The organism is Marinobacter sp. DS40M6, assembly GCF_028581595.1.
GTDB lineage: Bacteria > Pseudomonadota > Gammaproteobacteria > Pseudomonadales > Oleiphilaceae > Marinobacter > Marinobacter salarius.
On record NZ_JAFCAE010000001.1, the window covers coordinates 673,075 to 697,580 of the forward strand.

Sequence of the window (24,506 nt, forward strand, 5' to 3'; positions counted from 1 at the left end):
GATCGCCCGATCAAACTCCGGGTTTGTGCGCCTCAACCAAAGTATGAGTGAACGCTACGCCCGTGTATCGCTTGAATCCTAAAATAGTGTCAAATGCTGTAACCAAAAGAAAACGTGCCGGTCATTTCAGCCTAGCATGCGCTACCGTCCCTGCAACATGAAGGTTTCGTACTCCAGCTTGTCGAACTTGCGCGACAGCAGCCACAGGCCGGTCAGCGCTGCGAGCAGGGCGGCGGCGGCAAAACCATAGCCGTAGAAAGACGCTCCCAGTTCGATGGTGATGAACGTAAACGCAATATTGCCGAAGAAAAACAGTGCACAAAGAGTGACGTTAATGCCTCGTGCGTCGAGGTAGAACAGCACGTTCTGGATCGCCAGCAACAGTAACTGGATGCCAACGGCGACCAGGTCAATGTGGAATAGCGGCAGGTACAGAGGGGATATTCCGATGGCCGCCAGGATTTCCTCGCTCCAGAGGAAGATTACGATGACCGTCAGCCCCTGCACCTTGAAGATCTCGTAGATTCCGTTGCGGGCCACGATGACCATCTGGTCCCGGAAGCGATTGATCCGTTCCAGGGTGTCGCCCTCCCGTACCGCGTTGTAGAAACGCTCGTAGGCCTCGGCAAAGTCGGTTTCCATGCGAACCAGAAAGACCGCCATACCGGGGATAATCGAGAGGTAAGCCAGGAAGATGGGCAAGTCGTAGATCACCGACGCGCGCAGGCTGGCGATAATAGGCTGTGAGGTGTCCGGGTGAAACCAGAAGATGAATTTGTCGGCCCACACCGCCGCATTGAACAGCAGGCCGGTGAGGATCAGCGCCGGAAAAATCTGCCGCCGCCGGGTAAAATCAAATCGGATGAAGTGGTCACCCGGATACTGCCGGATAATGGTGTAGAAGAAGCTGAAGAAAAGCAGGCTGTGGCCCAGAAGAAGGCCGGCCAGCAACCCCTCAAGGCCAAATTGTGACAGCACCATGGAGCTGACTACGGCGGTGGCGTAACCCAGCGCAAACACCACCACAATGCGACGATAGGACTTCATGCTGGACAGGAAGATTGTCACCGGCCACAGGTTACACAGCACGACAAAGTTGGCCAGCATCAGCAGGCGGTACAGCACCGAAGTGTCGCTGAAGAACAGCACCATGGCCATCAACCCCAGCCCCAATGACAGTACCGTAGTGACCCAGATCAGCCCCATCAAATTGGGCAGGATCAGGTCATTGCGCTTGGCGTACAGCCGGTCTGCCACCCAGCGGGTGAAGACGTGCTGGAACAGGCCCGACAGGGTCAGGGAGACGGCCATCAGGTAGGTCACCGATACCAGGAACTGAACCACCTCGGTATCAGATACCGCCAGTGTGAAACTGATCACCCCGATCATCATGACGCCGAGCACCGACAGCACCCAGGGGCCGGAGCTGATGATACCGGCCAGGCCGTAGGCCTCGAACAGGTTCAGGAAACTGTCGCGCTTGAGGATGCGGCGTATCTCGAAACCGATGCCTGCCATTAGCCGTTCAGCCCCTTGTTGTAAATGGAGCGGTAGGCCCCGAACATGCTTTCCAGGGTATAGAACTTCTGTACCCGCTCCAGCCCCGCTTTCTGAGCCTGTTGCCATTGCTCGGGGTTCGACAGCAGCCGCACCGCTTCCCGCGCGGTCGCTTCAGGATCTGCGATGGGCACCACAGCACCGCTGGCGCCCAGTGCACGGTCTTCGTCGCTGGCGCCTTCCAGTAATTCGCGGCAAGCGCCCACATCGGTAGCCAGGCAGGGCAGGCCCGCAGCGTGGGCCTCCAGGATTACCAGCGGCAACGCTTCGGAAATGGACGTCAGTACCATCAGCCCAAGCTGAGGAAGAATGTCGTTGACGTTCTGGAATCCCAGGAATTTCACTCGTTGGTTGAGGCCCAGGCTATCCACCAGTTCCTTGCACTCGCGTACGTAGGTTTCGTCCTCGTCTTCCGGACCGACGATCCAGCCCTCCACGTCGGGAATGGTTTCGCTGACCGAGCGCATGGCACGGATAAAGGTTTTTATATCCTTGATGGGAACGACCCGCCCGACCAGTCCCAGCACTTTCGGGATGTGGTCGGGGCGGGCCTTCCTTGCGGCGTCGAAGCGGGTGGGCTCAATGCCGTTGGGAATGATACAGGTACGTTCAGGCGGTGCTCCGTCCTGAAACTGCCGTTGCTGATTGCCCTGGTATAGCGACACGATCGGGTCCGCCTGCTGGTAGGCCAGTCGTCCAAGGGCCTCGAAAAAACGGATCCAGAGCCGGCGAATGTATCCCAACTGCTCATTCAGCGTACCGCTGACCTGGTCCGTGGGGTCGTGAATCCACTGGGCCTGGGAGAGGTCAATCTTGCGTTCCTTGGTGTAGATGCCATGTTCACTGAGCGCGAAGGGAATGCCCCGCTGCTCGCTGGCGATGGCGCCGAGCAAGCCCGCGTAACCGGTGGAAATGGAATGCAGCATGCGCACGGCCGGCATCTTTCGCGCCACTTCGGCGAGCTGGAACAATGGCGCGTGCATGATACGGATCGACCAGAAATAGTCGACAAAGGACGGCTCCGTACAGTATTTACGGTAGTTCTCGTCAATCATCTCCCAGCTTTCTTCACTGTAGAGGAAGTCGTCACGGCTGATACCCTGCTTCTGGCCCAGGTCGGCAAACACCTTGTGGAGGATGTCTGGCGGTACTGACTTTTCGGACTTGAACTGCTCGTGCAGGCACTTCTGGGCCTCGAAGGCGGCCTTGTTACCCCGACGTGGCCGGGGTTTGCCAGCAGCTTCGGTGTCCATCAGGTAGTGGCATTCCAGGTGAGTGACATTGTCTGGCAGGACATACTGTTGCTCGCCGTAATGTGCGCGGTCGCCGCCCAGAAAGATCAGGGCGAAGGTGTATTCCGGCAAGCCGGTAATGACCTGGTGCACCCAGGAGGACACCCCGCCCCGGATGAACGGATAGGTGCCTTCCAGCAACAGGGCGATGTCAGCTTTGGGGGTTACGCTGGTTTTGGGTAATGTCATAACCATGACTCGATAACCGGTCGGTTGGCGGGGTGGAAACGCTCAAGAGGGCAGGCCGAAAGATGTTGGCGCACCTGAGCAAAGTCCCGGCGCAGGTACGCGACTTCCCCCAGGTAGGGCATGATCAATTCCGGTGACGAGCCGCCGGCAAGCGCCGAACGGAAGGCCTCTTCCGCGTTGTCGATGTTACCCAGGGCGAGTTCCACACGGCCGAGCAGGCGCCAGTCGTTGTGTTGGGAGCGTCGGGCCACCAGTCGTCGTAGCAGTTTCCCCGCACTGTCCAGGTAGTAGTGTCGCAGGCCGCCCTGGGCCAGGCCCAGATAAGCCATTTCCCACCAAACCTGTGCCAGCCTCCGCTGAAGGGAAACACTGGTCAGGTCGTCGGCGTTCTGCAGTGACTGCTGGAGAGTGCCGGCCCGTTGGGCCAGGGTTTTCTCTTTTTGCTCAAGCATGGAATAGGCCAGCAATCGCACATCGTCAGACGGGTCTTTCAGAGCTTCACGCAGAATTTCAATGGCGTCCCGGTCGTTCATCTGGCGAGTGGCCATCAGTGCTTTCAGGCGTTTGTCGGTGCTAATGGCTTCGCGCAGTACCTGGCGAAGGCCGCCCTGGCTGTAAACCACCTGTAGATCCATATCGATCGGCTGGAATGGCAGTTCGGGGATGTCCACTTCCTGCCAGGGTATGTCGCGACTGGACCGCGGTAGATACAGTGCCAGCAACATGCCCAGTACCAGGCCCACGCTGCCAATGAAAGGGATGGCAAACTGCAGGGTGAACAGGAAGACACCTGTGGTAATGGGCTGCCCGCGATAGCGCGACGGCATCAATGGCAGCAGGATCAGGGTGAGCAGCGCACAGGCCATGGCATGGGCGATCAGGTAAGCGGCCAGCTCAAGGTTGCCGGCGGTGGGTGATAGCAGTCCGGTGACGCCGCCGGTTTCCAGCGCCAGGGCGAGCAGTGCAAACCAGCTATTGGCCATGGCTGTTCTTTCCCTGGTTGTGCTCTCCCTGGTTGTCGAACAGGAAGGCCTGCACCCACTCATCGGCCTGGGCCCGATTACGGACTTGCAGGGTTTGCGGTGTCACCAGGTCACTGGCATGCAACCCCAGCTGTTCCCTCAGTCCGTCGTCCAGCCGTTGTAGATAGCCGGCCAGGCCCAGTTCATCGGTGAGCGGCATCAAAACAACGATGTAGCGCTGATTGCCGGCCCGATGCTCGGCAATCACATCAAGGCCCCGGCGGACTTTTTGAATATGGTCGGCAATCAACTGGCCATTGCGGCTGTCGGCCAGCGGCAAGCCCACCATCGCTGCGGGTAGGTTGAAGAATTCCGCGTCGCGGCCTGCACGGGCCAGATGGCGCCGGAAGTAACGCCATTCCGGTGATCCGCCGGCCTGTATTTCCGAGTGTTCATGGGCGATGTCTGCCATGTGCCCGGCCAGGATCGCCAGCAGTCGCAACGAGCGAGCCTCGAAGCTGAAAAAGGGCATGGCCTCGATAACACACAGGCCGATAAAGCGATCTTCGGAGTCAATCAGGGGAATGGCTGCCAGCAGATCGGTGTCGAGGTCGCCCATACGCTGGCGGAACTCAGTCTGCACCGACACCAGTTTCCGTTCCGCCAGTGCGTGCAGCAGCAGTGGATCTTTCAGGTCCACCTTGCGGAAGCGACCGACCGTTGCCAGTGGTTCCGGTTCGGGTACGCCATTATTGACGGCGTAGATGCCGGCAATCTGCAGTTGTCCGTAACGCCCCAGTAGCTGGAGCATCAATGAGGCCGTCTCCTGATTCAGGCCGGCCTGACCGGCTTCGCCAATCTGCGCGTACAGGCGTCTAAGCGCCTCTCTCAGGCTGCTGGAGCTGCCGGCCAGTTGTTGCTCGAGTCGGTCATGGGACACCTTGAGCAGATAGTAGTTGCGGGTGAACTCTTCCAGGCGGGAACCGCGGTAGTCGTTGCTCGCTTCCAGTTTTTGCTGCTGGCGGCCCCAGTAGTCCCGAAACTCACCCGCCAACAGGCTGATGCCGAGTACCCCGGTGGTCCACACGTAGGGAAAATCACGGGTGCCGCTGGTGATCTCAAACCGCAAGTGAAAACCCAGGGCGGCGATGATGATCAGGGCTGAAATCAGCGCCATGAAAAAGCCGTACCTCAGGCCTACCAGTAGCGGTCCCAGCACGGGCCAGGGAAAGTTTCCCGTCAGATAGAACGGATCATCCGGCCGGTGCCAAACGCTAAAGGCCAGGAAAAACGCGGTAATCAGCAGGGTTTCCAGCCACTTCAGCGCAATGGGTACCCGTACCTTCTCGCCCGTTATCTGCTCTGCTTCGTCCATAGTGAACCCTGTTGCTCAGGCGGTATTATTGGCTTTCGATCAGTGGCATGGCGTTGGCCAGCTCGTCCAGAACCTTATGGGCCGCCACGCTCAGGCTTTCACGACCCCATCCCGTGCGGGCCGAGGTGCCGGACCAGACGACGCGATTGTCGTCTGCGTTGCGTATTTCCAGGGTAATGCCTACGGCGGGCTCGCCATCCAGCCCACTTTTGTAGCGCCATTCTTCCACGGTGCCCGTGAATAGGTAGTCCGCGCCATCGTTGCGGGCCGTGGCGAGAGCTGTTTGCTGTCGTTCACTGCTTTCGTACAGCAAGGGGTTGCGGTCATCGGGCAGGTAGAGGGTCACGTTTTCGCTGCCCTTGGCTCTCAGGATCGCGGACAGTACACTGGCGGCCTGGTCTCCGGCCTGGGGTGTCTGTGACAGGTTGATCAGCGGCAGCACCGCAAACTGTCCATCCTCCGGAATCGGCGAGCCCTCCTGGCTCTGGATAACCGAACAGCCAGCCAGAAGTAACAGGGTGAGCCAGAGGCTATGGCGTAGTGTTTTCATAACGGTCTCCTTCAGCGACCAGGGTAAATCGTGTATGTAAGATTGAATTCGGTTCGGCCGTTGCCGTCCAGCCCTTCCGACGACCAGCGTCCAGACAAGGCTAGTTCATCATCCCCCAGCACCCGCCAACCCAGGCCCACTTCCACACCGATTTCCGCCGTTGAAGTGGATAATACATAACCGGCGTCCAAACCGAGAAATGCGCGGGGTGAGGGTGTCGAGCGATACAGAGCGTGGGGTGAGCCATGGAACCAACGTGTGCCCACACCGATACGTTCATACTCCTCGGTCAGCAGGCTGGCGGTTTCCAGTGGCTGATCCAGTGCCGCAAGGGTGGATGAGGGCAGGGTTTCGGCCAGGGATAGCTGCTGGTTTCGATAACCGGCGCTGATAATCCAGGCCGGGTCATTGCGAAAAATGGTGTAGGTGGCATTCAGGTCCAGCCCGTAGCCGTCCGCCAGTTGATCGTTCTCCAGGCTGTTGACCGTCAGTTGCTCAAGTTGGGCATTCAGGTTAAGCCGGGAGAAAGGGGTGTAGCTGGCGCTGGCGTAGGCGCGGTCGCGGCGGGTCAGCCACCAGGCTTCGGCGCTGTCCGGTGTGCGTTCCTGGAAATGGTAGCCGGCGCCGAAGGCGATGCGGTCAGACCATTGCTGGTCGAAGGCAGCGCTGATGGCCAGGTCATCCTGCTGGTAGCGTGGCAACTGGCTGACCGATAGCGACCAGGCGCTATTGCCTGAGCGCCTGTCCACCTCGAAAGAAGTCTCACTGCTGCGACCGGGGGTGCTTATCAGTCGCCCGGAATCGCTCGCCTTGAGAGTGCTGGCAGACAATTTCCAGCGAAACTCGTCTTCGCTGAACTGCCCGGTTATCCCGCTGCGCTGAACGGTAAAGTTACCCAGGTTCTGCCAGCGGCTGCCCACTTGAATGGCACGGTTGAACGTCTGGTGTAGATTTACCGTGTCCTGCATCGTCACCCTCTGTTGTTCCGCCGTCATCGGACTGTTGAGTCGATCAAGCTGCCGAACATAGCGGCCTGTCTGTTGTTCGCGGTTTTCCGGCGCAGACCGTAGGGTTTGTCCGATGCGTTGGCGCACCGCTGCGTTTCGGCCGTCCGGTGCCGGTAGCAGGGCCTCCGCGACCAGCGTGTCACCCTGATTGGACGCAAAGTACGCCAGGGTTTCGCGTAATCCCCTCTGGTCAGGGTCGTCGACTTCGCCGCTGCGGGGAAAGGTCGCCAAGGTTTGCCAGGCCAGTTTGAGCAACCCTTCCTCACTGTACACCGCAAAGCGGCTGGAGCGGCTGGAGCGGGTGGATGGGTCTTCCTGTAATCTTTTCGCGGCCTTTTGGCGAAGATCGGTTGCGGTGCCGGGTGCACCGGTCTGATCCAGCAGTCTTGCCGTCGCCAGAAGCCACTCAATGTCATCACTGCGGGTATCCATACCCTGACGAAACCAGTTCAGAGCCCGTCTTGGCTGGCCCAGGGCACTGTAACCGTAGGCCAGGACCGGATAGGCGGCGGGAGAAGGTGTATCACCGATTCGGGCCAGCAGGGCCGGAAGGGTGTCGGCGAACTGTTCCGCATTGGCAAGTTGCAGCCAGGCCCAACTGATCATCAGGTTCTCATCGTCGGGTGCCAACTCCCACGCGGCGCGGTAGGCATCGTTTGCTGCCAGGACCTCGTCGTTGCGCTGGTGAATCAATGCCCGAAGTGACCAGTAGCGCGGGTTGTTGCGGGCAGTGGGAACGTCCGTTTGCCAGCGTTCGAGGGTTTGCTCCAGTTCCTGCCATTGCCCGAGCGCCAACTGGTATTCAGCGATAGCGGCCAGGAACCGGGGTTCCCCGGTTTCAAGGAAAAGATGTTCGCTCAACGACAGGGCCCTTGGGTAGTCCTCGAAAAGGGCTGCCAGGTTGAGCAGGCGCTCCTTTAAATTCGGCGTAAGCTCAGAGTCGCTTCTGGCCAGGAGACTTTCATAATCCCGCTTCAGGATGTCGGTTCTACCCAGGCTGTTGGCCAGGTCCATCCGCATGATTTGAACTGTCTCGGCCAGTTGCCGGTCTTGCGGCTCGAAATTCAACAGCGCCAGGGCGCGTTCAGGTTGCCGTGTGCGCCAGTAAAGAGAGGCCAGTTGTATGCGGTCGGCGTCGGATAACCGTGGCTCGTTTTCCAGCAGTTCAATGGCGGCGGGGAAATCACGCAGGTTAACCAGCAGCGTCAGTAGTCGTTCCCTAAGCGTGTCGGACCGGGGAAATCGTGATCGGCCTTCCGTTAGCCATTCCCTTGCATCATTGAAACGCCCGGAACCCACCAATGCGTCGGCCAGGGTGATATAGCCTTCCGGTTGCAAACGCTCCTGCCTGGCCCCCTCGGTTAACAGCATTCGCAGTGTGTCCCACTGGAAGAGCCCGCGCGCCAGATCCACCGATCGTTGAAAGGCTTGCGCGGAACCGGTTTGTTGATAGAGGGACACCCATACAGGCAGCGCTTCCTGCGGCAGGCCGTTCCACTCCAGCACTTGAGCAATGGTTTGCCGATCTTCGCGAGTGAGTCTGTCCGGTGTCTTCTGTAGCCTCCGGATAGTATTGAGCGCTGCTTTCAGATTCCCGGCGGCGAGTTGAAAGGCCAGCAATTCTCGCTGGAACTCTGTGTTGTCGGGATGCCGGTCCGCCCGTTGCCGAATCCAGGTGGCTTCGTCCGTAGCCGAACCAGCCAGTCTTGCCAGCCGGATACCTTCGGTCTGTGCTGGTTCCGACATCCGGGTGTCCGGGAGCTTTTGCTTGAAGAGTGCCAGCGCCGCTTTTGGATTGCCGCCGGCAAGCTCCAGGCGAATGATGTTGTCGATGAACTCATCGCGGGCCTCGGGGCGGACGGTGTCAATATAAGGGCGCAAGGTCGCTGCAGCCATTCCAGGCCGACCCTCTGCTTCCTCCAGCCGAGCGATTTCACGGGCCAGTTGAAGCCGTTGGCCGGGGCTGGTCATCCGGTCCTCGACGCCTTGCAGCAGTGTCAGGTAACGGGGCTGGCTCAGCCAGCTGGAGGCTGGCCTTAAGAGCTCCAGAATGCGTTCCGGTTCATAGGATTGGCGGACCAGCGCCTGGGCGTCGGCAAAGAGTTGGTCTTTCCGGGCCTCCCTCCGGGGGCCTTCTGGGATTGCAAACAGGCGTTGAGCCTGCAGTTCCAGGTAAAACTCAAAGGCCTCCTCCGGCACCGTCTGTTGTGCCATCAAGGGGGCCAGTACCTGGTCTGCGCGTTCCAGTTGGCCGGTTGTGCTCAGGGCCCGGGCCAGGCTGAGGCGTAAGGGAACGTTGTCTGAATCCGAACGCAGTAGCACTTCCAGATAGGCGATGGAAAGGGCGTCTGGCGTTTCAAGGTACTCCGGGTTCTCGAACACTGCCTGTCGCGGAAACAGCAGATACAACGCCAGCGCGATAAGCGCTCCCATAAGGACCAGCGCGGGCAAGCTGAAAAAGGACTCCCTGTTCCGACGCATAACGCTATTGGCACTCCAGCATCAGGGATTCTGTTTGCCGGCTGCTGAGAACAATCCGCACCTGTTCACCCGACCGTGACATCCGTGCCGAACCGCCGCTGGTTGTACATCGGCGGGTTCCGGCAAGGGTGAATTCCACGTTCCGATGGCTTTGCAAACCCAGCGTTATCCGCCATTTCCCGGCTACCTGCTCGCGCTGCCATTGGGTAAGTACCCCATTGGCGTGGGCCAGCCAGGGGCCTTTCGGGGCGGAGTCGGTCAGGAGCAGGCGGGGCGAATCACCGGTCAGATGCACGTAGCGGTGGCCGGCAGCATCGTGGAAACCGGCGACGCCAGTGCTTCTCTCTAGGTCGGGAAACCGGTCCTGCTCAATGGTGACGGTGTGGGGTTGGCCAATACCGCGCCAGTGCCAGCCACCGTTATCGTCCCTGAGCAACGCCGAGTAATAGAGGGTTTGCACGCGCTTGGCGTAGTCGCTGAGATAGAGCGGTGTGACGGGTTGATCTAGGGCGTATTTGTAGACCTCATGTAAGGCTCCGAGGGCCTCGGGTTTGGTGCCCGAATAGAAGTGGTAGTAAATGCCCATAGGCTTTAGTCGGCCTTTGACTTCGAGGATGCGGAAAGTGTCCGTCACATTGCGAAAGCCATAGTAAGGGCCTGTCCAGTTGTTGGTGTAGACGTTTTCGTTCATCACCGGTGCGTACACCTGCAGTTCATCGCCTACGGGGCGGGCGTCAGGCCAGGTTTCCGCCAGCTCGGAAGCGTAGGGCAATGGCTTGGTGTTGCCGCCATTAACGTTGACCAGGCCAGCTTCCCGAACCCGTTTCAAGGCATTGGCGCCGGGCCGGGCGTCGCCTGTCCAGAGGAACACCGATACGGGCTTGTTCGCCGGGGCCAGACGTTGATTAATGTATCGCACCGAGCCTTCGATTTCGCGTTCAAGCGAAGCCTGGTAATCCGGGATGTTCATGAAATAGCCATACAGTGTGTTTTCAAGCCTCGGGGCGGTGCCACCTTCTATCGATTGCCAGAAGAACGGATGACTGTAGGTATGAGATGCAACTTCCACCGAATTTAATCTGAATATGGCCCTGGCGATGCGTTCCGCCTCTTTACTGGCGCGCGGGTATAGGCCCTCGGGTGAAACTTCCGCTTCGATGACCGAAACGGTATGGGGCACCTCATACCGTGACAGAATCTCATCCTGGATGACCTGGGCGCCCAACGGGCTACCGGGGAATTCCCCCCGCGAGACGAAGCCATCGCCGTCAATGTGGGCGGTGAGTATGCGGCGGCCATTCTCCGTGGTGGTATCAATTACCGGCATGGCAGGTGCACTGAAGGCCTGCTGGATAAACTCGAAGGGATTGAACAGCCAGTAGGCTTCGTCGTCGGGGCCGGTTTCGAACAGGAAGGGCGCTGAGGCCACGCCGCCTTTGTCATGGGTGTAGATGGCCGAAAATTGCTGGCCCTGCGCGTCGGTGATGGTCAGCCAGGGCGTGTGTCCTTCTACTTTCGGCATGGCCTGTGTGGTCAGGGAAGGAAGCCGCCTACCTTCGTAGTTGGCCACCGATGGGTGTACGCGCTCATGACTCAGAGGCGCAGCGGGCACAGTGGTGCTGCTGGCGGCCATCACGCCGCTGCACGCCGGGTTGCCGGGAATCAGTCCCATCAGCACCACGGGTACGCCCTTGTCCTGCTGCCGGGCAAGCCATGAACAAAGGCCGCTGTGGCGATCCCCGGTTTCCCACCACACCAGAATACCCGCATACCGGTCTTCGGTGGGCTCCGTCGGTAGGGGCTCTAGCGCGGAATGGTACTGTGGGATGAATCCGGAACGCTCCAGGATAATGCCACCAAAACGATGGGCAGCGCTTCTGTCCATGTTGAATTCCGGCAAGTCATGAATCACCAGAACGTGGCGTTTCACCTGGACGGGTTTGGACGGGCTGAGGCGATCAAGGGCCGGGTTGGCCACCCAGGGCACGAAACCGTCGCGACGTAGCTGGCCTGCTAGTTCCTCGGCCTGGGAGGCGTCCGCGACGTAATCGATGGCAATCATGGGCATGTCAGGTCGTGCCTCACGCCAGCGCTGTAGCTGTTTGTCCAGCCACTGGCGATCTGTTTCAGAGACTTTGTAATAACGCTTGTCCTTGGCGTTGTAGCCATTACGCCAGGACTCCAGGGCAAGCCCGTCGACTTGGCCGATAACGCTGTCCGGCAGGTGGAAGCCGCGGTTGAGGATGATCTTGCCGTTCGGGTGCCTGGCGCGGATGTCTGAAATCAGTTTTGTCTGGGCTTCTGCGAAGGCTTGCATTTGCGCTTCGCCACTGGCGGCAAGCGTGAAGCTGTCCAGAGTATCGAGAAACACCCCCTGAAAGCCGCGTTCGAAGGCCGGGTCAATGAGGTTGTCCAGCAGAAAGGCGCGGACTTCGGGGTTGCGCAGGTCCAGCACTGTGCTCGACCAGGCCGGGTTCTTGCCGATCAGCCAGCTGTTCTGCAGGCTTGCGAACAGGCGGTGGCTGCGGGCCATCTCTCCGACACTGACGTAGGCAATGGGCGTTGTGCTGGCTTCGGTCAGCAGGTCGATACGTGCGTCGCTGGCCTGATCCTGTTGCAGTACCACCCAGTCGTAGGCCATCAAGCTGCCTATTGGGGCTTCGTTACCGTAATAGAACGCGATGTTAGGCGGCTGACCCACAGCATTGGCAAAACCGAAGGGTAAAAGTAGGGCGACTGCAAGCAGTTGAAGCAGAGGGTGTCGTCTTATCATGTGGAACCGAAATCAGGTAGAGAAGCGACTGAATGATGCGCACAAAGTCATCGCGAATGAGTAATACGTTGCTAATCTATTATAGATGACAGTCTGCAAGCACTCGATTTTCCAACTATTTTGTAATGAGAGAATAACGTTATGACCTCCGTGAGGAATGGCATCCCCCTGTGGTGGCTGGCGCTCGCCGCCACGCTGACGCCGCTGGTCACCATTCACGCAACCTTCGCGGTGTCGGTGCTGGAGGGGCATATTTCCTGGTGTATTCCCTATTGGGACAGTTGCACGAGCATTAGCCGCACCGGCCGATACGGTACCAGCTATTTCATTTTCAAGGGCACCATGTTGCCGGCGGCGATTCTCGGCATTCTGTTCTGGGCCCTCAACGGTCGTTGGCTACAGCAATTGGGTGCCACCAGCCGCGGTCGGCCCTGGATTCCCAGGCTGGGCTTCGTCGCGTGTACGTCGCTGGCTGCATACACACTGGCTTTGGGGCACGAAGGAGACGGTTTCAATCTGATTCGCCGGATAGGTGTCGTGCTGTATTTTTCGCTGACGTTCATTGCACAGTTGCTGATCAGCTCGGCCCTGAAGGGACACCCGCGATGGTATGCCAATGGCCGGCGACTGTTGTGGCTGTGTGAGCTGATACTGGCGGTGGGTATTCTATCGGTTATCCTCACGGCCGTTGTGCCAGGGGTGTACAGCCAGATAGACGACGCCTTCGAGTGGATTTTGGCGTTTTTGATCAATCTTCACGCGATATGGGTCGCGGTATTGTGGAAACAGAGCCATTTCCGGGCGAGACTGTGGGCCGAGTAGTCCCGGGGTCAGAGCGACATCAGCCCGCGAACCAGTGCCGCCACACCCGCAACGGCGGCGATGCCAAGAATGACCGGCCTCAGTCCGTCAAAAGGCATGCGGTTGACCAGCTTGCCGGAAAGCCAGAAGCCGATGAGAACCCCTGGAAAGGTGACCGCAAACAACTGTAGCTCTCGCTGCCCCAGGTAGCCGGAAACCACCAGGGCGGCAATACTGAAAAAACTCGCCACCAGGAAGAAGGCCGACATATTGGCCCGCACCAGCGGCCCCTTTTGATTCTGGTAGATCAGTGCAATCGGTGGGCCGCCAACGGCGGTAATGGTTCCCATGTAGGTCGAGGCAGCGCCGGCCAGGATACTGTTGCGAGCGTTCAGGGCAGGTCGCAAACCCCCTGCGCTCAGTAATACGCCAATCAGGATCAGAACGCCGAACGCCAGCTCGAACCCCGTGGGTGAAATCAGCATCAGCGTGATCCCGGCCAGGATCATGCCGCCAACGCCCCCGCCAATGGCAAAACGCACCTCGCGGACCTGTAACGCGCCCCGGTTCCTCAGTAGCATGAGAATCGTCAGCACCACGGCGTTCAGAACCAGCGGCGCCGGTATCAGTATGGGGCTGATCAGGAACAGCAATGGTGCCGCCAGCGTACCGATGCCATAACCTGCCACGCCCTGCAAACAGGCGCCGGCCAGCAAAGCCAGGTTAGCAAGGAGTATCTGCAGCAGGGAGAGGTCAGTCACAATCGGGCTACTCGATCAGGTCAGTTGATGATTGTTGATAGCACAGCCGCAGGGCAACTAAAACTGTTAAAATGAATCATTTACGTGTCCTGGGTCTGCCGGGTCCGTGAACAGCACTAACCGGCGATAAGGACGACCCGATGGCGCCAGAGATTACCCCGGACGACTGCCCCTGTGGCAGCCGTCAACCGTACAGTACTTGTTGCGAGCCATGCCATCAGGGCAAACCGGCATCCTCACCGGAAGCCCTTATGCGATCTCGCTACAGCGCGTTTGTACTGAATCTGACGGACTATCTGAAAGCCACATGGCACACCAGCACCCGGCCTCAAGACCTTGATCTGACCGAGGCGCCGAAGTGGGTGTCGCTGCAGGTACTGTCGTCAGAGGAAGGTGAACATGAAGGCACGGTGCACTTTCGCGCCCTTTACCGGGCAGGCGGCGGCTGGGGGTATCTGGAAGAGAACTCCCGCTTCGTCCGCGACGATGAGCGCTGGTACTACGTGTCCGGCGATACCCGCGAAGGGACCCTCAAGCCTGGCCGGAACGAATCCTGCCCCTGCGGAAGTGGCAGAAAATACAAGGCCTGTTGTCTGTGAAACATGCTACGCCTGATGCAGCAAAAGGCGTGGGTTTCGGCCTGGCCGCCTATACCTTGTGGGGCTGTTTCCCCATTTACTTCGCGCTTTTCGAGGGTGTGCCCTCTTACGAGGTGCTGGTTCACCGGATCGTCTGGTCCTGTGTTTTTCTCGCCATCGTGGTGAGTTTCCTGGGGCGCTGGAAACCCATCACTGCTGCGTTGGCACGCCCTAAAAAGCTTGGTTTCGTATTCGGCTGTGCGGTATTCATTGCGCTGAACTGGGGGGTCTATATCTATGCCGTGGAAACCCGTCATGTGCTCCAGGCGAGCCTGGGGTATTTCCTCACGCCCCTGGTGAACGTCGGTCTGGGCATGCTGGTGCTGCGGGAGAGCATTACCCGACTGCAAATTGTGGCGGTTGCATTGGCGACCATCGCCATCCTTTATCAGCTTTTTCTGTTGGGCGTGGTGCCCTGGATCACCCTGGTACTTGCGTTCAGTTTCGGAACCTATGGCCTGCTTCGAAAGCAGGTGGAGCTGGATGGTCTTTCGGGCCTGTTTGTTGAGACGCTGCTTCTGTTACCGGTCGGTCTGCTGGCTCTCGGGTTTCTGGGCTCGGCCGGAGAATCCCATTTCAATGACAACATCACCATTGCCTTGCTTTTGATGTCCAGCGGTATCGTCACCGCCATCCCCCTGTTGTTCTTCGCCGGTGCGGCCCGCCGGCTACGCCTGGCAACCGTGGGCTTTTTGATGTACATCAACCCCACGCTGCAGTTCTTCATCGCGCTGTTTGTGTTTGATGAACCCATGAGTGGGGAGAAGCTGGCGAGCTTCGTGATGATCTGGGTGGCGCTGGGGCTTTATTCCTGGTCGGCCTGGATAGGGCGTGGGATGAATCCCACCCCCAAATAGTGGGTTGTCAGGCAATACCGCCGAGGGTCAGTATGTCAGCCCGTACGCGATGTTTCTCCACGGCAAGGTCTGAAATCAGCGTGTTCAGGCCCGCCACGGGCGCCAGCATGTCCGGCTCCGTGGCAATGCTGTTGCGAAAGGCCAGCAGCATGTCAATCTGCACGTGCAGGTCCTGAAAGTCTCCGAACCGTTGTTGTCGATGTTTTAATGGCCTGAGCCTGTCGTGAAACGCCGGTTTGTTCAACTCGGCCAGGTAGCGTATGCGTTTCAGCCGTTTGCGCAGGTCGTGAAAGTGATCGTCCGGGGACTGTTCGTTCAGTTGCCGCGCCACGGCGTCGTGCTTGTGTATGTGCTTTTTCAGGGCTTTGTGGATGTCTTCGATAGCCAGTTTCCGGGTTATCTTCTTCAAGTGGCGGGAGGTGATAAGCTGGTACCACTCATCCATGTCTTTGCGGTATTGGCCGCTGCTCAGGCGTTTGGTCAGCTCCTGGTGTTCAATGTCTGCCAGGTTGGCAAAATAGCTGCGGGCGCCGGAGCTCACCAGGGCCAACCGGGTATCTTCCTCCAGTGGCCATTGCGCCAGGTCACCCAGTAACACGTGAAGGTCTCTGAGCCGGCTGGTGGCTTGGCCATGCCGTTTCAGACTCTTGACGGCCTTGCGTAAATCGCTGTCACCACTGATGTCGACAACTGCTTCGGCGATGGCCCGGCTGCGGCGAATGGCAATACGGTACTGATGCAGAAACTCGTCGTCGTACCCCTGCAATACGCCCGGTTCCAGATCCCTGATGCGTTGATACTGGTGTAACAGCGATTCCGGGATGTGCCATGCCAGCGGAGAGTGCTCGTCGATACGGATTTTCGTCCGTTTGCGATGAAACTGCTCATAGCTGACGTCTTTGGGCGTCAGGAACCGTTCAAGCCGGCCCCTGTTCTTGCCGATCTCGCGCCAGTGCTCTATGGGCAGGGTGATGTGCATGTAGCTGCACGTGGGGAAGGTGTCGGGTGCGTGCTTCAGCAGTAAGCCTGCCAGATCCTCCAGCGCAGGGTTGTGGCCAATCAGGGTAATGCTGTCTTCGTTCCGGTCGCGCAGCCAGTCGAGCACGACCTCATGGTTAAACGTGTATAGAACAGGCGCCAGTTTGACGGCGTGTTGATGGTTGCTCGGGATCAGGCCTTCCAGGGTTTGTTGCGCGCGGGTGGCATTGCTGCAGTAGACCGTTCCATCGAACGCCCCGTCCGCACGGATTGCCCTGCCCATGGGGGCAAGCTGTTTCAGGCCCCGGTTGTTGAGGGGGCGCTGGTGATCACGAAGGCCATCATCGGCCCAGCTGGATTTGGCGTGGCGAATCAAATAGAGGTGTTTCATCCGTGCCCCTGAAACTGGTTTTATTGGGCCAGGTTTGATGAATCGGACGTTTGGGGCTAGACCTTTAGTCTAACGCTGGTTCAAGTCCATCCGCTACCGGCCGTTAAGACTTTTAACAATAAAAGCAAATGCATGAATGAGTTGTGGCAGTGTCGCAGCTTTACACCCCGAAGTCGCACACACCGGTATTACAAACTGGAACACACCCTGGGTGCCCGGTTGTGGATAATTACGCTGAACATTTGATCTCATACGGAGAACTTCTTGATGACATTGCTGAGCCGGTTACGCATTCGTTCCCGTCTTCTGCTGGGCGTTCTGATCCCGGTAGTAATAACGGCGGCAACCCTTGCCTGGATTACGGTCGCCCAGATCAAAAGCGGTGGTGAGGCTGAGCTTGAGCGCCTTGAAGCAAGTTTGCTTGAGGCACGAAAGGAAGGTGTAAAGAACCTTGTGGATACTGCGCGCTCTCTGGTTTTGAACGCCAAGAACAATCCGGATCTTTCGGATCGCGAAGCGAAGGAGGAAGCACGGAAGCGTCTGCGTTCAATCAGGTACGAGGGCGGAAACTATGTTTTCGCATATGCTCGCGACCTGGAAAATCTGGCCTACGCCCCCGACCCTTCTCGCGAAGGCCCCACAACCAATCCAGACGTGCAGAAACTGGTTCGGTCACTGTTCAATGCGGCCGAGGATGGTGGTTTTTTCGGTTACGACTGGCCCAATCCAGAGTCAGGCGAGGTAGAACCAAAGGTGTCTTATTCAACGATTATTCCAGATTGGGACTGGATGATTGGCACTGGCGTTTATGTCACTGACATTGACCGGGTTGTTTCTGCCGCTCGCGCGGATATTGAAGCGGAGATAGCCGAAACCCTCGGTTTTATCGTTCTGGTTACGGTGGTTGTGGTGATTATCGCACTGCTCATCGGCATGTTTGTCGGCCGTACGGTAACGAAGCCGCTGAACACCGTTATTGCCATGATGAAGGACATCGCCGAGGGTGAGGGCGACCTCCGCCACCGTCTGCCGGACGAAGGAAACGACGAACTCGCCGAGCTTGGGCGTCGCTTCAACGCCTTCGTGGTGAAAATCCAGGACACCATCCGCGATGTCGGCGCGACCACTGACCAGGTTGCCTCGGCCGCGGAAGAGCTCAGCCGTGTTGCCAATGAAACCCGTGCGTCGGTACAGGAGCAGGGTTCGGAAACCGATCAGATTGCCTCCGCCATTAATGAGATGGCGGCCACGATCCAGCAGATTTCCGGCAATGCCAACTCGGTGGAAAGCGCCGCCTCTGACGCCGACAGGCTTGCACGGGATGGCGGCGAGACCATTGCCAACGCACAGGCGTCCGTCAATCAGTTGTCGGAGGAGATTGAGTCCAGCTCTGGCCGTATCAGTAATCTGGCTGAGAAAACCGACGAGATTACCCAGGTGCTGGACGTCATCCACGCCGTCACTGACCAGACCAACCTGCTGGCCCTCAACGCAGCCATTGAGGCCGCCCGGGCCGGTGAGCATGGCCGTGGTTTCTCGGTGGTTGCCGATGAAGTCCGCCAGCTGGCCAAACGCAGTGCGGAATCCGCTGATCAGATTCGCGGTATGATTGACGGCTTCGTGACCGAGTCCCGCGCAGCGGTGGAGCGGATGGATGCGTCCCGCCAACGCTCCAGCGAAACGGTTGAGCGCATTAACCACGCCACTGACGCCCTGCGCACCATTGAGAAGTCTGTGGGCCATATTCATGATCAGGTGACCCAGATTGCCACCGCGGCGGAACAGCAAAGCCAGGTGGCCGAGGAAATCAACCAGAACGTGGTGCGCATCGTGGACGCGGCGCAGCGTAGCGATACTGGTGTGAACCAGACCAACGAGGCGAGCCACGAGTTGGCGCGGCTTGGTGAGAGTCTGCGTGAGCTGGTAGGCCAGTTCAAGGTATAGAACCGTTGCTTCTGGTCGGTCGACGATTGGCGTCAGCCGGCCAGCAAGCTATGATGTGGGCGATCTGATCCGACCACTACAAAAAACGGAACCTGACCTCGCTATGACTATTCGCAAATCTTTCATGACCGTCCTGGCATTGGTGTTCGCGCTGGCAAGCGCGTCGCTGTCGGCCCAGGAAACCTATACGCTTCGCCTCGCAGAAACCTGGGGGCCCAACTCTCCGATTCTGGGTGAAACAACGCGCCACATGGCCTCGATGGCTGAGAAGATGTCGGGCGGCCGCCTGCAGTTCCGCATTGACTCATCCAACAAGCACAAGGCGCCATTCGGTATTTTCGATATGGTGAAGGCGGGCCAGTACGATATGGGGCATACCGCCTCGTATTACTACAAAGGCTCGATTCCCAATGCCATGTATTTCACCACCGTTCCCTTCGGGATGATTGCACCTGAACAATACGCCTGGTTTTACTACGGTGGCGGCATGGAATTGATGGAAAAGGTATATCGTCCCCATGGCTTGCTGTCGTTCCCCGGTGGCAATACCGGCAACCAGATGGGTGGCTGGTTCCGCGAGGAAATCAACAGTGTTGAGGACCTCCAGGGTTTGAAAATGCGCACACCCGGGTTCGCCGGCGAAGTGATGTCCGAAGTGGGCGTTGCGGTGACCAACATCCCTCCCGGGGAGCTCTACAGCGCGCTGGAGCGAGGCACGATTGACGCTCTGGAGTGGGTCGGCCCGGCACTGGATTTTCAGATGGGCTTCCATCAGATCGCAAAGTACTACTACTCCGGCTGGCAGGAGCCTGGCGCTGAAGTTCAGTTCCTGATTAACGAGAAAACCTGGAACAAGCTTCCCGAAGAGCTCCAGGAAGTACTGCGGGTGGCTATGCGGACCGCCGCCTACGACATGTACATCCAGAGCATGCATGAAAGTGGCGTGGCCTGGGATCGTATGAAGGAAGACTATCCGGATGTCACCCATAAAACCTTCCCGCCAGAGGTCATTGAAGCGCTTCGTGATGCCACAGAGAAGCTGTTGGCCGAAGAGGCGGAGAAGGATGAACTGGCACGGGAAATCATCACTTCCCAGCAGGATTATCTGAAGCAGGTTCGTCAGTGGACCAACATTTCCGATAAGGCCTATCTGAACAGCGTTTCGGGTGAATGAAAGAGACGCTTCTCTCGTTGAAAAACGTCTCCAAGGCGTTTGACGACAAAACCGTGTTGAACTCGCTGGACCTGGACATCCTGGACGGCGAGTTCATCACCCTTCTGGGGCCGTCGGGTTGCGGCAAAACCACCCTGCTGCGCCTGATGGCGGGTTTTGAGCAGCCAGACACCGGGGCAGTCAGCCTGTCTGGCCATGACATTACCCATGCCGCCCCCGAACACCGCCCCCTGAATACCGTGTTCCAGAACTACGCGTTGTTTCCCCATATGTCGGTGTACGACAACGTCGCCTATGGCCTGAAGATGGAGAAACGGCCCAGGGACGAAATTCGCCAGCGCGTGGATGAAGTGCTTGCCATGGTGCAACTGCAGGATTTCGCCCGCCGCAAACCGCATCAACTCTCTGGTGGACAGCAGCAACGGGTGGCCATTGCCCGTGCCGTGGTCAAGCGTCCGCAACTTCTGTTGCTGGATGAGCCTCTGTCTGCGCTTGACTACAAGTTGCGCCGGACCATGCAGGTGGAGTTGAAGCGACTGCAACGGGAACTGGGCATCACGTTTGTATTCGTGACCCACGATCAGGAAGAAGCCCTGTCGATGTCGGATCGGGTGGTGGTCCTGAAAGACGGCGCGATTCAACAGCTGGGTACGCCCCGGGAAATCTATGAGCGGCCCGCCAATCTCTTTACGGCGCGCTTCGTTGGGGAGACCAACCTCTTTCCGGGATATCTGACCTCGGTTGAAGATACTGGCATTACCCTGGATATCCTGGGCCTGAGCCGTACCCTTCAGAAGCCCGGGTTTACGCTGCGCAAAGGTGAGCAGGTGAATGTCCTGCTGCGTCCGGAGGATATTCGTGTGCTGGCTCCTGAAGACGAAAAGGGTCTGGCCGGCAGGATTGTGGAGCGAAACTACAAGGGCAGCACGCTGGACTCAGTGATTCATCTTGAGGACGGTACTGAAGTGCTGGCCAGTGAGTTTTTTGATGAGGACGATCCTGCCTTTGACTATAAACTGGGCGAGCCCGTGCGGGTCAGTTGGGTCGACGGCTGGGAATGGTTGTTGCCGGTTGAACTGGAGCCCGTCAACAACGACACAGAAGAAGGGCTGAGTACGAATGCATAGGGTGTTACAGCAGCCCTTCAAAACCGCAGTGCTGATTCTGGTCTGGGGCTGGTTGTTGCTTCTTGTGCTCACCCCGAACCTACTGGTGGTGGGTGCCAGTGTGATGACACGAGACCCCGGCACCTTCCTCTCGTTGCCGCTGAACCTGGACAGTTACCGGCAGTTGTTCGACCCGCTGTACCTGGACGTGTTCCTGAACTCCCTCTACATGGCCGGCATGACGACCGTCTTCTGCCTGCTGATAGGATATCCCTTTGCCTGGGCATTATCGGGCCTGGGCAAACAGCGCCAGATGCTGCTGATTTTCCTGTTGATTGTGCCTTTCTGGACCAATTCCCTGGTGCGCACCTACGCCCTGAAACTGCTGCTGGCCACCAACGGCCTGATCAACAATGCACTCATGGGGTTGGGGCTGATCGACGAGCCGCTGAGAATGCTCTACACCGAAGGTGCTGTGATCATCGGGTTGGTATACCTGCTGCTGCCGTTCATGATCCTGCCTCTGTACTCCGTGTTCGATGACCTGAGGAAAGAGCTGCTGATGGCCTCGCACGACCTGGGAGCGGGCAAGCTTTCGACGTTCCTGCACGTGACGATACCCCTGACCTTGCCGGGCGTGCTGGCGGGCGTGATGCTGGTGCTGTTGCCCGCCATGGGCCTGTTCTTCGTGGCGGACATACTGGGTGGTTCCCGCAATCTGCTGGTCGGCAATGTCATCAAGAACCAGTTTCTGGACGCCCGTGACTGGCCCTTCGGTGCCGCCGCCAGCATTCTGTTGACGGTTGCCATGGCTGTCCTGCTGTTTGCGCACCGGCTCAGCCAGCGGCGGCTCGGTGAGGAGGCCAGGGCATGAATCGCTGGCTGCCGAAAACCTATCTCACCCTGGTGTATGTGTTGCTCTACCTGCCGATCCTGGTGCTGGTGGTGTTTTCGTTTAACAGTTCCCGCACCGGTTACCGCTGGGGCGGGCTCAGTCTGCAATGGTACGAGTCGCTGTTCAATAACCACGCCATGGTCCAGGCCATGTGGAATTCCCTCTGGCTGGCACTGGCGGCGGCCACGGTATCGACCATTATTGGCGCGCTGACAGCGTTGGCTCTTCACCGGTATCGCTTTCGTGGCAAGCGTGTGCTGCGCGGGATGCTGTTTGTGGTGATGATGTCGCCCGAGATTGTATTGGCCATCTCTTTGCTGGCGTTGTTCCTGTTGGTGGGCCTGCAACTGGGGTTTGTCTCTCTTCTGCTGGCCCACGTTACCTTCTGCCTGCCATTTGTGGTGATCACCGTAATGGCACGATTGAGCGGGTTCGATGAAAGCCTGCCCGAAGCGGCGCGGGATTTGGGCGCCAATGATTTCACCATGACCCGCACGGTACTGATTCCGGTAATCATGCCAGCATTGCTGGCTGGATGGCTGTTGGGCTTCACCCTGTCACTGGACGATGTGGTGGTGAGCACCTTTGTGAGTGGTCCCAGCTATGAAATTCTGCCACTTCGCATCTACTCTATGGTGCGTGTGGGCCTTAAGCCGGAAGTGAATGCCCTGGGCACCCTGCTGCTGGTGTTTTCCCTGGCAATGTTGATGCTGTCCCAATGGATACTGACAAGGAGCAAACGATGAAGAAACTGGCGTTGGCGGGCCTGATGGCTGCAACCCTGACCGGATGCAGCTCGCAGGAAGAGCCGCAGGTACTGAACCTCTACAACTGGTCTGAGTACATGCCCCAGGAGGTATTGGACCGCTTTGAGGAGGAAACCGGTATCCAGGTGGTCTACACCACCTATGACAGCAATGAGGCTATGTATGCGCGGCTGAAACTTCTGGATGACAGCGGCCAGTACGATCTTGCGCTGCCCTCCACCTATTACGTCAACAAAATGCGTGAGGAAGGGCTGCTGGAAAAGATCAACCACGAGAAACTGGAAGGCTTCGAAAAGCTCGACCCCGAGCTGACGAACCTGGATATCGACCCTGAAAACCAATACAGCGTTCCCTACCTCTGGGGCACCACAGGGCTGGCCTACGATGCCAATGATGTTGAGGGCGAAGAGGTAACGGCCTGGTCGGATCTGTGGGACGAGAAATACGAAGGCCGCGTGATGCTCACCAACGACATGCGCGAGGTGTTCCACATCGGGCTGAGAGTGCTCGGATACTCTGGCAACAGCACCGATCCCGAAGAGATCGAGGCGGCTTATGACAAGCTGACCGAACTGATGCCTGCGGTGCGTACCTTCAACTCGGATGCACCGCGAATGCCCTATCTTGAAGGCGAGACCGACATCGGCATGATCTGGAATGGTGAAGCCGTGATGGGTGAGGAGGACATGCCGTCCCTTGAATACGTCTATCCGGAAGAGGGCATCATTGTCTGGCTCGACAGCTTTGTGATTCCCAAGAACGCCGAGAATGCAGACGCTGCCCATCAATTCATCAGTTTTGTCATGCGGCCGGAAATCTCCGCGCTGATCAGTGAAGACATCGGCTATGCCACGCCCAACCTTGCGGCCCGCGAATTGTTGAGCGATGAAGTGGCCAACGACCGCACCAGCTACCCGACACCGGAAGACCTGACCAACGCCGAGTTCCAGAAGGACGTGGGTGACGATGCCATGCAGGTCTATACCAAATACTGGGAAATGCTGAAGTCCGGGCAGTAAACCCGCAAACGGCTTGATCCGCCCCGGAAATCAGATCTCCGGGGCGATAAAGTCAGGCGCGATACCAGACTGCGCGATGCAGCGCGGTATATCCATACCCTGCAGGGAGCCCTCGGCCGTAACCAGCAGGGTTTTCATGCCGGCGTTCTGCCCGCCCAGGATGTCCGTATGAAGGGTGTCGCCCACCATGAGTATCTGCCCCGGCGGCACGTCCGCGAAGCGCTCAAGCACAGCCTGGAAAGCAGGTGCATAGGGCTTGCCGTAGAACTGCGGTTGGACACCGCTGGCCTGCCGCGCCCGGTGGGCGAAGAATCCGGGTTCCAGCGTCAGGCAGTCGCCGCGGGGGGCCACCAGATCTGGATTGGCGATTTCCAGTGGCCTCGGCCGTTCTGTCAGTGTGGCCTCCAGTGCCGCCTGCATCTCCTCGTTCCAATCCTCGCTGCTGAGCATGATCAGGCCGTCATAGCTATCCAGTTTTCGTTTCAGTTGCTCCGTGACGGGGGGCCGCACCGGTTGCCAGTCTAGCGGCAGCGTGTCCGGTTCGGAATTCTCCGGGGCAATGACACCCCATAGCCCTTCGCGTCCCCGGTCGGACAGAGACTGCTCCAACAACCAGCGGCTGGAGATCAACTGTTCCGGCGTGATGTCGAACCCCATGCGCCGATACTTCTCCACCAGTTTGGCGTGGCTGGCGGTAGCCGCGTTGGAGAGAATCTGGACGTGTTTGCCCATTCGTTGCAGCTCGCGAAACCGTTGAATGGCTGCGGGGAAGGCCCTGGGTCCGGCATTCAGTACCCCAAAGGCATCGAACACGTATACCTGGAACCGGTCCGCCAGCGGCGCCATATCCTCCAGCGTGACTGGTCCAGGCTGTTCTGAGGTCGGCAGGCCCGCAGGCAGCCAGCGACGGATCTGCTCATACTGGTGGAAAGCCCAGGCTGGAGTGGGTGTTATGCCATTAAACGAGATGGGGTGGGTATCGATCATTG

At 58.5% G+C, this 24,506-nt stretch carries 19 protein-coding genes; 9 read left to right on the forward strand and 10 right to left on the reverse strand.

What is annotated here, in order from left to right; all coding sequences use genetic code 11:
• Positions 1–141: 141 nt before the first annotated feature.
• The 7 genes from pelG to JJO78_RS03070 are packed head-to-tail and all read right to left on the reverse strand — an operon-like array spanning position 142 to position 12,186.
• Complete coding sequence (gene pelG / locus JJO78_RS03040; RefSeq protein WP_036202374.1) at positions 142–1,518, reverse strand: exopolysaccharide Pel transporter PelG; 1,377 nt, start codon at positions 1,516–1,518, stop codon at positions 142–144.
• Positions 1,518–3,038 carry a GT4 family glycosyltransferase PelF gene (gene pelF, locus JJO78_RS03045; protein WP_036205546.1) on the reverse strand — a complete coding sequence of 507 codons (1,521 nt, stop codon included), beginning with the start codon at positions 3,036–3,038 and terminating at the stop codon, positions 1,518–1,520. The genes pelG and pelF overlap by 1 nt, the downstream gene beginning before the upstream one ends.
• Positions 3,035–4,021 (reverse strand): HEAT repeat domain-containing protein, encoded by a 987-nt coding sequence (locus JJO78_RS03050; RefSeq protein WP_036202376.1) that lies wholly within the window; start codon positions 4,019–4,021, stop codon positions 3,035–3,037. The genes pelF and JJO78_RS03050 overlap by 4 nt, the downstream gene beginning before the upstream one ends.
• Positions 4,011–5,375, reverse strand: coding sequence for a PelD GGDEF domain-containing protein (locus JJO78_RS03055; RefSeq protein WP_075195444.1), 1,365 nt, complete (start codon positions 5,373–5,375; stop codon positions 4,011–4,013). The genes JJO78_RS03050 and JJO78_RS03055 overlap by 11 nt, the downstream gene beginning before the upstream one ends.
• Positions 5,376–5,400: 25 nt before the next feature.
• Positions 5,401–5,925 carry a hypothetical protein gene (locus tag JJO78_RS03060; protein ID WP_036202378.1) on the reverse strand — a complete coding sequence of 175 codons (525 nt, stop codon included), beginning with the start codon at positions 5,923–5,925 and terminating at the stop codon, positions 5,401–5,403.
• A gap of 11 nt (positions 5,926–5,936) precedes the next feature.
• On the reverse strand, positions 5,937–9,413 hold the full coding sequence (locus tag JJO78_RS03065) for a tetratricopeptide repeat protein (protein WP_075195443.1): 3,477 nt from the start codon (positions 9,411–9,413) through the stop codon (positions 5,937–5,939).
• Positions 9,414–9,417: 4 nt separating this feature from the next.
• Complete coding sequence (locus JJO78_RS03070) at positions 9,418–12,186, reverse strand: endo alpha-1,4 polygalactosaminidase (protein ID WP_075195442.1); 2,769 nt, start codon at positions 12,184–12,186, stop codon at positions 9,418–9,420.
• 141 nt (positions 12,187–12,327) lie between these two features.
• On the opposite strand from JJO78_RS03070, the gene JJO78_RS03075 reads away from it, so the two are divergent.
• Positions 12,328–13,008: a hypothetical protein gene (locus JJO78_RS03075; protein ID WP_036202385.1), complete on the forward strand. Its 681-nt coding sequence runs from the start codon at positions 12,328–12,330 to the stop codon at positions 13,006–13,008.
• 8 nt (positions 13,009–13,016) lie between these two features.
• Here JJO78_RS03075 and JJO78_RS03080 read toward each other — a convergent pair whose 3' ends face one another.
• Positions 13,017–13,748, reverse strand: a complete 732-nt coding sequence (locus JJO78_RS03080; protein ID WP_036202386.1) for a sulfite exporter TauE/SafE family protein — start codon at positions 13,746–13,748, stop codon at positions 13,017–13,019.
• A 140-nt stretch (positions 13,749–13,888) separates the two neighbouring features.
• On the opposite strand from JJO78_RS03080, the gene JJO78_RS03085 reads away from it, so the two are divergent.
• The gene (locus JJO78_RS03085) at positions 13,889–14,347 is read left to right on the forward strand and encodes a YchJ family protein (protein ID WP_227662323.1); all 459 of its coding nucleotides are present in this window, start codon (positions 13,889–13,891) and stop codon (positions 14,345–14,347) included.
• Positions 14,344–15,243, forward strand: a complete 900-nt coding sequence (gene rarD, locus JJO78_RS03090) for an EamA family transporter RarD (RefSeq protein ID WP_036202390.1) — start codon at positions 14,344–14,346, stop codon at positions 15,241–15,243. The genes JJO78_RS03085 and rarD overlap by 4 nt, the downstream gene beginning before the upstream one ends.
• Before the next feature lie 7 nt (positions 15,244–15,250).
• On the opposite strand, the gene JJO78_RS03095 is transcribed toward rarD, so the two are convergent.
• Complete coding sequence (locus tag JJO78_RS03095; RefSeq protein WP_075195440.1) at positions 15,251–16,612, reverse strand: CHAD domain-containing protein; 1,362 nt, start codon at positions 16,610–16,612, stop codon at positions 15,251–15,253.
• 267 nt (positions 16,613–16,879) lie between these two features.
• On the opposite strand from JJO78_RS03095, the gene JJO78_RS03100 reads away from it, so the two are divergent.
• From JJO78_RS03100 to JJO78_RS03125, 6 genes are all read left to right on the forward strand, one after another.
• Entirely contained in the window at positions 16,880–18,556 is a 1,677-nt protein-coding gene (locus JJO78_RS03100) for a methyl-accepting chemotaxis protein (protein ID WP_075195439.1), read from the forward strand.
• A 103-nt stretch (positions 18,557–18,659) separates the two neighbouring features.
• The gene (locus tag JJO78_RS03105; RefSeq protein WP_075195438.1) at positions 18,660–19,730 is read left to right on the forward strand and encodes a TRAP transporter substrate-binding protein; all 1,071 of its coding nucleotides are present in this window, start codon (positions 18,660–18,662) and stop codon (positions 19,728–19,730) included.
• Positions 19,727–20,857 carry a spermidine/putrescine ABC transporter ATP-binding protein PotA gene (gene potA, locus JJO78_RS03110; protein ID WP_075195437.1) on the forward strand — a complete coding sequence of 377 codons (1,131 nt, stop codon included), beginning with the start codon at positions 19,727–19,729 and terminating at the stop codon, positions 20,855–20,857. The genes JJO78_RS03105 and potA overlap by 4 nt, the downstream gene beginning before the upstream one ends.
• Entirely contained in the window at positions 20,850–21,710 is an 861-nt protein-coding gene (gene potB / locus JJO78_RS03115; protein WP_075195436.1) for a spermidine/putrescine ABC transporter permease PotB, read from the forward strand. The genes potA and potB overlap by 8 nt, the downstream gene beginning before the upstream one ends.
• Positions 21,707–22,477, forward strand: coding sequence for a spermidine/putrescine ABC transporter permease PotC (gene potC, locus JJO78_RS03120; protein ID WP_041333605.1), 771 nt, complete (start codon positions 21,707–21,709; stop codon positions 22,475–22,477). The genes potB and potC overlap by 4 nt, the downstream gene beginning before the upstream one ends.
• Positions 22,474–23,517 carry an ABC transporter substrate-binding protein gene (locus JJO78_RS03125; RefSeq protein WP_075195434.1) on the forward strand — a complete coding sequence of 348 codons (1,044 nt, stop codon included), beginning with the start codon at positions 22,474–22,476 and terminating at the stop codon, positions 23,515–23,517. Before potC ends, JJO78_RS03125 begins: the two co-directional genes overlap by 4 nt.
• A gap of 30 nt (positions 23,518–23,547) precedes the next feature.
• Here the strand turns inward: JJO78_RS03125 and JJO78_RS03130 are convergent, their stop codons facing one another.
• Positions 23,548–24,504, reverse strand: a complete 957-nt coding sequence (locus tag JJO78_RS03130; RefSeq protein WP_083637192.1) for an HAD-IIA family hydrolase — start codon at positions 24,502–24,504, stop codon at positions 23,548–23,550.
• Positions 24,505–24,506 lie beyond the last annotated feature (2 nt).